The organism is Pseudomonas fluorescens, assembly GCF_902497625.1.
Classification (GTDB): Bacteria; Pseudomonadota; Gammaproteobacteria; order Pseudomonadales; family Pseudomonadaceae; genus Aquipseudomonas; species Aquipseudomonas fluorescens_BQ.
In genome coordinates, this window is the sequence record NZ_CABVGX010000036.1 from 50,589 (window position 1) to 62,998 (window position 12,410).

General features: G+C 60.7%; 10 protein-coding genes and 1 pseudogene. 2 read left to right on the forward strand and 9 right to left on the reverse strand.

Features of this window, described 5'->3' with window-relative positions; all coding sequences use genetic code 11:
* Positions 1-126 precede the first annotated feature (126 nt).
* The 7 genes from F8N12_RS20220 to F8N12_RS20250 all read right to left on the reverse strand — a co-directional run bounded on the left by F8N12_RS20220 (position 127) and on the right by F8N12_RS20250 (position 7,247).
* Positions 127-516 carry a RidA family protein gene (locus F8N12_RS20220; RefSeq protein WP_150581964.1) on the reverse strand — a complete coding sequence of 130 codons (390 nt, stop codon included), beginning with the start codon at positions 514-516 and terminating at the stop codon, positions 127-129.
* A 39-nt stretch (positions 517-555) separates the two neighbouring features.
* Entirely contained in the window at positions 556-1,347 is a 792-nt protein-coding gene (locus F8N12_RS20225) for an amino acid ABC transporter ATP-binding protein (protein WP_150581965.1), read from the reverse strand.
* Positions 1,344-2,006, reverse strand: coding sequence for an amino acid ABC transporter permease (locus F8N12_RS20230; RefSeq protein WP_150581966.1), 663 nt, complete (start codon positions 2,004-2,006; stop codon positions 1,344-1,346). The genes F8N12_RS20225 and F8N12_RS20230 overlap by 4 nt, the downstream gene beginning before the upstream one ends.
* Before the next feature lie 9 nt (positions 2,007-2,015).
* Positions 2,016-2,678: an amino acid ABC transporter permease gene (locus F8N12_RS20235; RefSeq protein WP_150581967.1), complete on the reverse strand. Its 663-nt coding sequence runs from the start codon at positions 2,676-2,678 to the stop codon at positions 2,016-2,018.
* Positions 2,679-2,730: 52 nt separating this feature from the next.
* Positions 2,731-3,579, reverse strand: coding sequence for a transporter substrate-binding domain-containing protein (locus F8N12_RS20240; protein WP_150581968.1), 849 nt, complete (start codon positions 3,577-3,579; stop codon positions 2,731-2,733).
* Between the two features lie 859 nt (positions 3,580-4,438).
* Positions 4,439-5,998 (reverse strand): TerC family protein, encoded by a 1,560-nt coding sequence (locus F8N12_RS20245; protein ID WP_150581969.1) that lies wholly within the window; start codon positions 5,996-5,998, stop codon positions 4,439-4,441.
* 379 nt (positions 5,999-6,377) lie between these two features.
* The gene (locus F8N12_RS20250) at positions 6,378-7,247 is read right to left on the reverse strand and encodes a LysR family transcriptional regulator (RefSeq protein ID WP_150581970.1); all 870 of its coding nucleotides are present in this window, start codon (positions 7,245-7,247) and stop codon (positions 6,378-6,380) included.
* A gap of 155 nt (positions 7,248-7,402) precedes the next feature.
* Between F8N12_RS20250 and F8N12_RS20255 the strand changes: the two genes are divergently transcribed.
* Both F8N12_RS20255 and poxB read left to right on the forward strand, forming a co-directional pair.
* Positions 7,403-8,971 (forward strand): MFS transporter, encoded by a 1,569-nt coding sequence (locus tag F8N12_RS20255; RefSeq protein ID WP_150581971.1) that lies wholly within the window; start codon positions 7,403-7,405, stop codon positions 8,969-8,971.
* A gap of 13 nt (positions 8,972-8,984) precedes the next feature.
* Complete coding sequence (gene poxB / locus F8N12_RS20260; RefSeq protein ID WP_150581972.1) at positions 8,985-10,709, forward strand: ubiquinone-dependent pyruvate dehydrogenase; 1,725 nt, start codon at positions 8,985-8,987, stop codon at positions 10,707-10,709.
* 769 nt (positions 10,710-11,478) lie between these two features.
* Here the strand turns inward: poxB and F8N12_RS20265 are convergent.
* Entirely contained in the window at positions 11,479-12,060 is a 582-nt protein-coding gene (locus tag F8N12_RS20265) for a vWA domain-containing protein (RefSeq protein WP_150581973.1), read from the reverse strand.
* Positions 12,061-12,143: 83 nt separating this feature from the next.
* Positions 12,144-12,410, reverse strand: a pseudogene (locus F8N12_RS20270) (magnesium chelatase); the annotation flags it as partial.

Sequence of the window (12,410 nt, forward strand, 5' to 3'; positions counted from 1 at the left end):
AGTACCGGGAGTTTAACCAGGGTGCTGCGTCGACAGTCAGGCCGTCATCGCGAGCGGGCTCACTCCCACATAGGAATGCGTTCTCTTGTGGGAGCGAGCCTGTTCGCGAAGAATCCACCGCAGGGTTCAAGTCTTCTTCTTATAGGCGATGCAATCGATCTCGACCTTGCAATCCACCATCATGCTCGCCTGCACACACGCGCGCGCCGGGGCATGCTCACTTTTGAAGTACTCGGAAAAGACCTTGTTGAAACTGGTGAAATCTCGCGGGTCCTCCAACCACACGCCCGCACGCACTACGTCCTCCAGGCCATAACCGGCCTCTTCGAGAATCGCGATCAGGTTCTTCATGGCCTGGTGGGTCTGCTCGACGATGCCACCCGTAATGATCTCGCCGTCCACCGCCGGCACCTGTCCCGAAACGTGTAGCCAGCCATCGGCTTCAACGGCTCGGGCGAAAGGGCGAGGCTGACCGCCAGCGGCGGTGCTGCCAGTGCCGTAACGAGTAATGCTCATGAGTGTTTCTCCTGATGTAAAAATGAAATTTTGTGGCATTCAGAACCGCGTGTTTTTCAGAAACTCGGCCAGACGCGGCGACTGCGGGCGCTCGAACAGTTCCTTGGGCGGCCCCTGTTCCTCAATCCGGCCCTGATTCATGAATACGATCTTGTCCGAGACTTCGAAAGCGAAGCGCATTTCGTGAGTCACCAGCAGCATGGTCATGCCTTCATCGGCGAGGCCTTTGATCACGTTCAACACCTCCGCCACCAACTCCGGATCCAGCGCCGAGGTCACTTCGTCGAACAGCATCAAACTGGGGTTCATCGCAATCGCCCGGGCAATCGCCACGCGCTGCTGCTGACCGCCGGACAACTGCCCCGGAAAGTGATCGCGGCGCTCCAGCAAACCCACGCGTTCCAACCATTTCTCGGCCAGCGCAACCGCTTCGTCCTTGGGCATTTTTTTCACCTTCAGCAAGCCGAGGGTGACGTTCTGCAACGCGCTGAGGTGCGGGAACAGGTTGAATTGCTGGAACGCCATGCCGGTCATTGCGCGATGGCGGGCGATGACTTTTTCCGCATGCCGTACACGCTTGCCGCCGACTTCGTCATAGCCGATCGACTCGCCGTCCAGCAGGATCTGCCCGCCCTGGAACTCTTCGAGCATGTTCACGCACCGCAGCAATGTGGTCTTGCCCGAGCCGCTGGAGCCGATCAGCGTGACGACATTGCCGCGCTGCATGGTCAGGTCGACGCCCTTGAGCACTTCGAGTTGACCGTATTTTTTATGCAACCCGCGAATGTCCAGCAAGGGCTGAGCGCTGGCGATAGTGGTAGGTTGAGTCATGGCAAGGCCACCCGCTTTTCAATGTGCCGGCCGAGTAATTCGATGGCGTAGTTGATGACGAAAAAGAGCAATCCGGCGAACAGGTAAAACTCCAGGGTCATGAAGGTGCGGGCGATGATTTGCTGCGTACTCAGCAGCAATTCGGCCACGCCGATCACCGACAACAGCGTCGAGGCCTTGACGATCTCGGTCGACGAGTTGACCCAGGTCGGCAGAATCTGCCGCAGCGCCTGAGGCAACAACACGTAGCCGAGGGATTGATAAAATGTCAGGCCAATCGCCTTGCTCGCCTCCATCTGGCCACTGGGCAAGGCTTGCAGCGCACCGCGCACAATCTCGGCAACGTGCGAGCCGCAAAACAGCGTCAACCCCAGGGCCCCGGCCTGAAATGCGCTGATCTGCCAACCCAGTGCCGGCGCCATGTAAAAGCAGGCCAGCACCAGCACGAAGACTGGCGTGCCGCGAATGATGTCGACGTATAAACGGAACGGCGCACGCATCCAGAATGTGCCGTAGGTCAGCACCAGTCCGGTGACGATGCCGAGCATCGTACCGAGCAAAATCGCCAGCGCCGAGACCTGCACGCTGGTCAGAAAGCCTTGCCAGAGGACTTCCCGCGCCACCCATAACTCATGTAACCAACTGGGGGATTCGTACATGGTGGCCTCCTATCGGCGTATCGCCAGACGCTGCTCGAGGTAACGCAGCAGCATGGCAATGAGGTAACAGGCCGCAACATAGAGCGCGGTCGCCACCATCCAGGTTTCAATCACCCGGTAGCTTTCGACGTTGATCTTGCGCGCGTAATAGGTCAGCTCCGGCACGGCAATCGCCGCCGCCAGCGAGGTGTCCTTGAACAGCGAAATGAAGTTGTTGGATAACGCCGGCAGCACGTTTCGCAGCATCACCGGCACGGTGACGTACGCCTTGACCTGCCACTCGCCGAGACCGATCGCCAGGCCGGCTTCCCGCTGGCCCTTGGGAATGCTCAGCAAACCGCCGCGGAACACTTCGGTCAGATAAGCACCGGCGTACAGCGACAGGGTGATGATGAACGACGGAATCTTGTCCAGACGAATGCCCAGGCTCGGCAGCGCGAAGTAGATCAACAGAATCAACACCAGAATCGGCGTGTTCCGCACCACCGTGACATACACCGACGCCAGCACCCGCAACGCGCGATGCTTGGACAACAAGGCAAACGCCATCAGCAGGCCGATCACGCAGCCGATGGCGATCGACACCAGTGCCAGTTGCAAGCCCAGACCGAGCCCCACCAGCAAGGTGTCGAAATCGCGCCACACGGCGGCAAAATTCAACTGATAGTTCATGGTCAGCAGTACCTTGAACAGGGCGCATCAGCCGCGCCCTGCCCTCACGGGATCATTTGAATTCGGCAGGGAAGCCAATGGCCGGGGTCGGCAGATCGACGCCAAACCATTGTTTGAACGACGCCGAGTAGGTCGGGAATTCAACGCCGGTCATGGCCTCGTGCAGTGCCGTGTTGACGAAGTTCAGCCAGTCCTGATCGCCACGTTTGACCGCGCAGGCGTAAGTCTGCGGGCTCCAGGCATAAGCCGGGCTGCGATAACGACCCGGATTCTGCACCATCAGGTATTTCACCGACGACTGATCTGTCGCCGCTGCATCCGCGCGCCCCGAGTTCACCGCCTGATACATCAGGTCGACGCTGTCGTATTGATCGACCTTGGCCTTGGGCAGCGCCTGGTGCACCAGTTCTTCGGCGTACACGTTCTGCAGCACCGCCACGGTCACGCTGTCATCGCCAGCCTTGAGGTCTTCGATTTCCTTGTACTTGCTGTTCGCCGGCAGCAGCAGGCCAACGCCTTCGCGGTAGTACGGCAGCGTGAACGCCACCTGCTGCGCGCGACTGGCGGTCACCGTGATGAACTGGCAGCTCATGTCGACCTTGTCGGTCAGCAGATTGGGAATCCGCGCATCGGACGACTGCACCACGAATTCGACTTTTTCCGGGTCGTTGAACAACCCCTTCGCAACGATGCGGCCAATATCGATATCGAAGCCCTGCAACTTGCCATCCGCTCCCTGGAAGTGCCACGGCGCGTTGGTGCTGCCCGTGCCGACAATCAATTTCCCGCGGGCCAGAACGCTGTCGAGCTTGCTGTCTGCCGCTTGCGCGACACCTACAGCAGCCGCAGTGGTCGCGAATACAAGTACACACGCTTTTAACAAAGAAGGACGGCGATGCATGGCAAGTACTCCAGGGTCATGTTTATTCCGCTATACCGGACATTGGTATGTAACAACGGAATAGACAGCAGAAAGTGTGCCACAGGATGCGGCTGTCCTGAAGGAGAATTTGAAATGTGTTTTGAATCAGGGGGATGGGGAGAATTGCCGTTTTAGTCAACGGCAATTGAAATCATCAGACGCTACCGATGGCTACAGATGGCGGGTACCAGGTTCACATTTGGTGCGCAGTCCGGGTATTGCACCTGGGCGCGTACATCCACGCGGGCTGGCTGATACACCGAAACGCCTGCATCGCGGGCAAGCCACGCTCCCACAGGGGGTGATGTCGATCATCCAACCTATACATCCCCCTTAATCCACTGTGGGAGCGTGGCTTGCCCGCGATGGCATCAACGCGGTCTGGCTGATACACCGAAGCGCCTGCATCGCGGGCAAGCCACGCTCCCACAGGAGGTGATGTCGATTACCCAACCTATACATCGCCGCAGATCCACTGTGGGAGCGTGGCTTGCCCGCGATGGCATCAACGCGGTCTGACTGATACATCGAAACGCCTGCATCGCGGGCAAGCCACGCTCCCACAGGGGGGGATGTCGATCAACCAACCTATGCATCGCCGCAGATCCAGTGTGGGAGCGTGGCTTGCCCGCGATGGCATCAACGCGGTCTGGCTGATACATCGAAGCGCCTGCATCGCGGGCAAGCCACGCTCCCACAGGGGGGTGATGTCGATCAACCAACCTATGCATCGCCGCAGATCCACTGTGGGAGCTGTCGATCACACAACCTATGCATCACCCCGGATCCACTGTGGGAGCGTGGCTTGCCCGCGAAGAGCCTGGTGCAGCGGGCGAGATTATCCGCCGATCCGCGTCAGAAATACCCGCGTCACCCGCCGCTCCTCTACCGCCACCACGGTCAGCCGCCAGCCTTCCCATTCCGGACTGTCACCGATCATCGGCAAGCGATCCAGCAGGCTCACCACTAATCCAGCCAGGGTTTGGTAATCCTCGGTGGGCTGCGCCGCGAACCCGGTTCGCTGGCGCACGCGCATCAGGTTCAAAGCGCCGCTGACGATGAACCCGCCCTGCTCCTCGACGACGTCCGGGCCTTCGATTTCGCTGGCATCGGGCAACTCGCCGGCGATCGACTCAAGGATGTCGGTCATGGTCAGCACACCGACAAAGTCGCCGAATTCGTTGACCACGAATGCAATGTGCGTCGAGGCTTTGCGCATTTGCTCCAACGCATTGAGAATCGAATAGCTGTCCAGCAGATTGATGGCCTGACGCGCCAGATGCTCAAGGCTCGGCTCGTTACCCGCGAGGTACTCCTTCAACAGCTCCTTTTTATGCACGAAGCCCAGCGGCTCATCCACAGCACCGTTGCGAATCAATGGCAACCGCGAGTAGGACGAATGCATAAGCCGCGTACGAATGGTCTCGGCATCGTCAGCGAGGTCGATGAGATCGACGTCGGCGCGCACGGTCATCAGTGTGCGGATCGGACGCTCGGCCAGTTGCAGAACGCCGCTGATCATGACTCGCTCGCGACGGTCGAACAGCTCTTCGCTCGGCGTTTCACCGTTGTCCAGCAAGTCGGCAATTTCTTCGCCGACTTCTTCCGCCGCCACTTTGCGACCGCCCAGTAAACGCAACACGGCGTGGGCGGTCCGTTCGCGCATCGGGCGCAAGCCTTGCGCTGACTTCTTGCGCCGCGCCCGGGCAATCTGGTTGAAGACCTCGATCAGGATCGAGAAGCCGATGGCCGCGTACAAGTAACCTTTCGGAATGTGGAAGCCCAAACCCTCGGCGGTCAGCGCGAAGCCGATCATCATCAAAAAGCCCAGGCACAGCATGATCACCGTCGGGTGCGCATTGACGAAGCGGGTCAGCGGCTTACTGGCAACGATCATCAGACCAATGGAAATGATCACCGCGATCATCATGATCGCCAGTTCATCGACCATGCCCACGGCGGTAATCACCGCATCGAGCGAGAACACCGCGTCGAGCACGACGATCTGCGCAACGATCGGCCAGAACAACGCGTAGGTGGTGTTGGACGAGCGTTCGCCGACATGCCCTTCAAGCCGCTCATGCAGTTCCATGGTGGCCTTGAACAACAGGAACACTCCGCCGAACAACATGATCAGGTCTCGTCCGGAGAAGCTCTTGTCGAACACCTCGAACAGCGGCTGAGTCAACGTCACCAGCCAGGAAATACTGGCCAGCAGGCCCAGGCGCATCAGCAGCGCCAGCGACAGGCCGATCAAACGCGCCCGGTCACGCTGCTCGGGTGGCAGCTTGTCCGCAAGAATCGCGATGAACACCAGGTTATCGATGCCGAGCACCAGCTCCAGCACGATCAATGTCAGCAAGCCCAGCCACGCGGTGGGATCAGCAATCCATTCCATAAAAATATCTCGATCTCTTCAGTGAATTCAGAATGCCGGGCACGGCAAGGCGCGGCTCAAAGGCCGTGGAGTTGCAATGGCAGAACGATTCGGAAAGCGCAAGACCGGGTGTTTCGTGTGCGGTGAGGCAGCGCGTTTGTGCGGGAACAAAGAGAAACCGGGAGGTTCCAGGAGGGCGTTCATGCAAATCCAGAAAGGAAAAAGGCCTTGAAGAATACATTCAGCAGCGACTTTTCCTACAGCAGGAATTCATTACAAAATCTGTATAAACCCAGTCACACCTGATACAAAACGGTAGAAGCAAAGCTTGCTCGCGAATGCCACACCACCGTCCGAGGTCCGTTCACCGGCAGCTTGCTCCGCGTTGCCCGACGAAACTTCAAGACACCTGCCGCACCCGCTCGACATACCGCACCACCGCCGCCGACTTTTCAAACCGCCGATAGACCAGCGACAACCATGAACTCGCTTCACACCCCTTGATTGGCCGGTACACCACACCCGGCAACCCCACATGCCCGACCACCGATTCCGGCACCACCGCCACGCCCTGTCCCAGTGACACCAGGGCCAGCACCGCCACCAGTCCACCTGGTTGAGGGCCGAGCCTGGGCGAGAATCCACCCTCGGCAGCCACCTGCAGGGTGCCGCTGATCTGCTCCGGGAGGATGAACATCTCACCCTGCAAATGCTCGGGATTGATGTCTGGCAAACGGCATAGCCATGACTGCGCGGACAACGCGAGGACAAACCCTTCCGCGTCCAGGCGAATCGCATCGAGCCCATCGGGCAGGTTCATGGGCGAGCGCACGTAACCGATATCAAAACGGCCCTCCAGCACCAACGTCGGCAAACTGAGCATGGGGTTTTCACGCACGTTCAGGCTGACGTCCGGGCATTCGCGGCTGAACGCCTGCACCTGCTTTTGCAAAAGTCCAGAGTAAACCGCCGAGGCGACGTAGCCCAATTCGATGTGGCCAATGTCGCCGCGTCCTGCACGTTGCGCATTGCGTTGCGCCGACTCGAACTGGCGAACGGTGGCTTCAGCCTCGATCACCAGCGCAGCGCCCGCTTCGGTCAGGCTGACTTCTCGGGTCTGACGCACGAACAGCCGCGTGCCGAGTTCGCTTTCCATGTCCTGAATCTGCCGCGTCAGGGTCGGTGGCGCGATACCGAGTTGCTCGGCGGCACGGGTGAAGTTGCCTTGACGGGCAACGGCCAGAAAGTAGCGAAAGTGGCGAATATCCATCGGTGCATTAGCTCAAAGGTAATGAAGTGCCGATCCGTGGCTAATAATGAGCCTCAGCCGTCGGGCTAAGCTCATCTTTCACTACAGTAGAGAGCCCCGGTCATGCCCGTCAAACATCTTGATCTTGCCAGTATTGCCCGACAGGCAATCGTCTCATGAACCGGATCAGTCCGCGTCTGACCCTGCTGACAGCGTCTGGCGTGTGTTCGCTGATCGTCCTCGACACCAACATCGTCGCCGTCACCTTGCCGACGATCGCTCGTGATCTGGGGGCCGATTTTGCTGACATCGAATGGGTCGTGAGTGCCTACATGCTGGCGTTCGCGGCACTGCTGTTGCCCGCTGGAAGCATTGCTGACCGCTTCGGCCGGCAAAAAACCCTTCTGTGCGGACTCGGCATCTTCATTCTCGCCTCCATCGGCTGTGGCGCCACACCCAACGCGTTGTTCCTCGACATCGCCCGGGCTATCAAGGGCGTCGGCGCGGCGTTGCTGCTGACCTCGGCGCTCGCTTCCATCGGCCACACTTTTCACGACGAAGTCGAGCGCGCCAAAGCCTGGGCGTTCTGGGGCGCGTGCATGGGCGTAGCGATGACCGCCGCGCCGACCCTTGGCGGTGTGATCACCGAATACATCGGCTGGCGCTGGATTTTCTACCTTAATCTGCCTGTCGGGTTGTTTTTGATGGCGATGGTCTGGCGCGCCATCCCGGAATCCCGTGACGAGCAATCCGCACGGCTCGATCCGTGGGGCAGCCTGGCGTTCAGTGCCAGTCTGTTGTGCCTGATCTGGGGATTGATCGAAGCCAACCGCATCGGCTGGAACAACCCGTTGACTTATGCTCGATTGCTCGGCGGCGCCGTATTGCTCGGGCTTTTTGTAATCATTGAACGGCTCCAGCAACGGCCGATGGTCGACCTGGACTTGTTCAAGCACCCGCGTTTTATCGGCGCGCTGCTGGGGATGTTTGTTTATGCCGGCTGCGCCCAAGTGATGATGACGCTGCTGCCGTTTTACCTGCAAAACGGCCTGGGTTTTTCAGCTATCGCCTCAGGTCTGGGCATGCTGCCGTTCGCCATCACCATGCTGATTTTCCCGCGCATCGGCGTTCGTCTGGCTCGACGATGCCCACCCGCGACCATTATGGCGATAGGCCTGACGCTGGTCGGCAGCGGCAACCTGCTCAGCGCCTGGGCGGTGAGCAGTGGCGGCTACCTGGTCTTCGCAGTGGCGATTGCGGTCACGGGCGCCGGTGCCGGCCTGCTCAATGGCGACACGCAAAAAAACATCATGGCCTGCGTGCCGCGCGAGCGCACGGGCATGGCCTCGGGCATGAGCACCACCATGCGTTTCAGTGCGATCGTCCTCGCCATCGGCGTCTACGGCGCTTTGCTGGCGAGTCATACCGAGCAACTGCTGCGTGCCAGCTTCTCGGCGCAGGGTGGGCAATGGCTTGGACACACGCAGGAAATTGCATCACGGGTGGTCGCCGGTGACATGACGGCGGCCGTGAACCTGGTGCCCGAAGCGGCGCGTCCGTTGATTGAGTCTTTGGCCCGCCAGGCCTTCGTCGGTGGATTCAGCGTGTTGCTGTGGGTCGCGGGTCTGCTGTCTCTAGCGGGCGCGCTGGTGGTCGGCACGTTGATGCGCAAACCGATCCCGGTCAAATCGCCGGGAGTCATGGACGCCATGCCGCTGTCCCTTGTACCCAAGGACACTCATTAAGCGGGAGCACCCCATGGCGAAAATCACCTTAGCCCAGCAACTGGCAACCACCCTGGAACAGGCCGGCGTAAAGCGCATCTGGGGGCTCACCGGTGACAGTCTCAACGGCCTCACCGAAGCGCTGCGCAGCATGGACAGTATTGAATGGATGCACGTGCGCCACGAGGAAGTCGCGGCTTTCGCGGCCGGTGCCGACGCTGCCGTGACTGGTGAGCTGGCGGTGTGTGCCGGCAGTTGTGGGCCGGGCAATCTGCATTTGATCAACGGACTGTTCGACTGCCACCGCAACCACGTTCCGGTGTTGGCCATCGCCGCGCAGATTCCGTCGTCGGAAGTCGGCCTGAATTATTTTCAGGAAACCCACCCGCAGGAATTGTTCAAGGAATGCAGCCATTTCGTCGAACTGGTGAGCAACCCCGCGCAGATGCCGCAGGTGCTGCATCGCGCCATGCGCAGCGCGATCCTCAATCGTGGCGTGGCAGTGGTGGTGATACCGGGTGACGTCGCGCTGCAGGAAGTCGAAAACAACCTCAAGCCCTGGCCCATGCTGTCTAAACCGCGCACCCTGCCCGCCCCGACTGACCTCGATCACCTGGTTGAACTGCTGAGCCAGAGCAAAGCCGTGACGCTGATGTGCGGCGCCGGTTGCGCTGGCGCCCATGACCAGGTCGTCGCGTTGGCCGATGCCCTTGGCGCGCCGGTTGTGCATGCATTGCGCGGCAAGGAACACGTGGAATGGGACAACCCGTTCGACGTCGGCATGACCGGGTTGATCGGGTTCAGCTCCGGTTATCATGCGATGCTCAACTGCGACACGCTGGTGCTGCTTGGCACGGACTTCCCTTATCGGCAGTTCTACCCCACCGACGCGACCATCATTCAGATCGACCACGATCCGCAGGCGCTAGGCCGCCGTACCACGCTGGACCTGGGGATCGCCGCCGACGTCAGCGAAACCCTCGCCGCTTTGCTGCCGCGTTTGCCGTATCGCGCTGATCGGAGCTTCCTCGAGTCGTCGCTCAAGCATTATGAAAAGGCGCGTAAAGGCCTGGACGATCTGGCGCAGCCCTCCGCGCCCGGCCGGCCGATTCATCCGCAATACCTCACGCGCCTGCTCAGCGAGCTGGCCGATGACGACGCGATTTTCACTGCCGACGTCGGCACCCCGACGGTGTGGGCCGCGCGCTATCTGAAGATGAACGGCAAACGCCGCTTGCTCGGCTCGTTCAACCACGGCTCGATGGCCAACGCGATGCCGCAAGCGATCGGTGCGCAAGCAGCGTTCCCGGACCGGCAGGTGATTTCGCTGTCCGGTGACGGCGGCTTCAGCATGCTGATGGGGGATTTCATTTCGTTGGCGCAGTTGAAGCTGCCGGTGAAAATCATCATCTACGACAATGCCTCGCTCGGTTTCGTTGCGATGGAAATGAAAGCCAGCGGCATGCTCGACACGGGCACCGATCTGCACAATCCGGACTTCGCAGCGATGGCCAACGCGATGGGTGTTTTGGGGATTCGTGTTGAAGAATCGGAGGACCTGGAAGCGGCATTGCGCCGTGCACTTGCGCATGACGGGCCGGTACTGGTTGATGTCGTGACGGCTACGCAGGAATTGGCGATGCCGCCGACGATCAAGCTTGAACAGGCCAAGGGGTTCAGTTTGTACATGCTCAAAGCGGTGATGAGCGGGCGTGGCGATGAGGTGATCGAGCTGGCGCGGACTAATTTGTTTCGCTGATGTGCGGGGATCGCTCTGGCGCCATCGCCAGCAGGCTGGCTCCCACCTTCAGGGGGCTGACATGGCGTGGGAGCAAAGCTTGCTCGATTCCAGGGACCGACATGTTGTGGGAGCAAAGCTTGCTCGCGATGGCGGTCTCGGATTTTGCAGGATTTTTGAGGGTGTACTCAATCGGCTGTAGGAGCTGGCCTGCCGGCGATGGCGATGTCTTGGGCGATCAGGTTTTGCGGGTGTACATATCCGTTTCTGCGGTGATGGCTGCCATTGGTTTCGCCCTTACGGCGAGTCACTTGGAAGAGCCCCAAGTAACCAAGGGCTCTTGCCCCTGACGTCCGGTGGCTCGCTAAAGCTCGCCATGCCTTCGCTCCGGTCCTGCTCCGTGGGCCCGGCGCGATCGGCCATCCTTGGCCGTGCGCGCCTAACCCGGCATCCATGCCGGGTTGCCCACTGCGCAGAACCTCCACTCAGCCTCCCGACGGGGCGCTAACCGCCACAGCCCGCCGAGGCGGCCTGAAAGCCGACCTGGCTCTTGGGTTTGTCCGCATTCCAAATTGATGATTGTTCCCTCGCTCCGCGTGGGGATGCCGCCAGGGACGCTCCGCGTTCCGGAGTGAACGCTGGACTGCAGCCATGCACAATCGTGACGCAGAGCGTCGCCGGATGCATTACCACGCGGAGCGTGGGAACGATCAGTGAGCGGGCCGAGAGTAACCCGTGGTGAGCTTTGCGCTCTGTGCTGAAGTGGGCTTGCTCGAGACCGGCGCGGCGTTCAGCCCGACGTGAGCTGATCGATATGGCAATAATCGGCCCCCAGCGCCATCGCCAACTGCTTCGCCCGCCCCAACCTGATCGGCCCGCGTTCGATATCAATCAGCAGCCCCGGACAGTCCAGCATCGGCAACCCCGTCCATTCCTTTATCCGGCCATCTGTGACCAACAACAAACGCTGCTGCTCGGCGGGTAAACGCTTGCGGCGCACGCTCAGCCATCGCTGCGCCTGATCCAGCGCCGCGAGCAACGGCGTGCCCCCGCCGGCGCCCAAACCATCCAGCCATTGACGCAATCCGGCCGAAGCTTTCAGCCCCTCTACCTGCCAGGTCGGCGTGTGCCCGCTGGCTGTCAGCAACGCCAGACGAGCGCGCTGGCGATAGGCATCGTCGAACAGTTGCGCGAGCAAACCCTTGGCATCGCTCAAGGCTTGATGCCGACGGGTTGACGCCGAGGCATCGACAATCACCAGCCACAGTTCACGCGGCGAACGCGTGCGCATTGCGAACTGCACATCAGCGCGCTGACGCGGGCGGCCGTTGAGCAAGGTTGCGGACCAGTTGATCGAGCCATTGCGTGCCATGTGACGCTGGCCCTGTTTGCCTTGGTCGAGGTGTCCGGCGCGGGGTCTGGCATTCGCCCCCGCGTCGGAGCGGAGGCGAATGCCTAGGGCTTTTTTGGCCAGCTCGGAACTTCACGGCGGGCGCCGGTGGGCAATGCCTGAGCGGGCAGCTCACCCCACTGGCCCTGGCCTTCTTGCGGATTCGAGGGTTGTGCCGAAGGTGCCTGACCTTGTTGCGGCGCAGGCGGCGACTGTTCGCGCCGGCGATGGCGCAAGGCGAATTCGGCTACCGCGTCAATGTCATCCTCGGCAATTGCCCGGGCTCCTCGCCAGGCGGCGTGAGCACGGGCGGCGCGCAGCCAGACCAGATC

Bases quoted from the DNA above. Each gene is read 5' to 3' on its own strand.
- F8N12_RS20220 (WP_150581964.1), bottom strand. From the start codon at position 516: ATGAGCATTACTCGTTACGGCACTGGCAGCACCGCCGCTGGCGGTCAG.
- F8N12_RS20225 (WP_150581965.1), bottom strand. From the start codon at position 1,347: ATGACTCAACCTACCACTATCGCCAGCGCTCAGCCCTTGCTGGACATT.
- F8N12_RS20230 (WP_150581966.1), bottom strand. From the start codon at position 2,006: ATGTACGAATCCCCCAGTTGGTTACATGAGTTATGGGTGGCGCGGGAA.
- F8N12_RS20235 (WP_150581967.1), bottom strand. From the start codon at position 2,678: ATGAACTATCAGTTGAATTTTGCCGCCGTGTGGCGCGATTTCGACACC.
- F8N12_RS20240 (WP_150581968.1), bottom strand. From the start codon at position 3,579: ATGCATCGCCGTCCTTCTTTGTTAAAAGCGTGTGTACTTGTATTCGCG.
- F8N12_RS20245 (WP_150581969.1), bottom strand. From the start codon at position 5,998: ATGGAATGGATTGCTGATCCCACCGCGTGGCTGGGCTTGCTGACATTG.
- F8N12_RS20250 (WP_150581970.1), bottom strand. From the start codon at position 7,247: ATGGATATTCGCCACTTTCGCTACTTTCTGGCCGTTGCCCGTCAAGGC.
- F8N12_RS20255 (WP_150581971.1), top strand. From the start codon at position 7,403: ATGAACCGGATCAGTCCGCGTCTGACCCTGCTGACAGCGTCTGGCGTG.
- poxB (WP_150581972.1), top strand. From the start codon at position 8,985: ATGGCGAAAATCACCTTAGCCCAGCAACTGGCAACCACCCTGGAACAG.
- F8N12_RS20265 (WP_150581973.1), bottom strand. From the start codon at position 12,060: ATGGCACGCAATGGCTCGATCAACTGGTCCGCAACCTTGCTCAACGGC.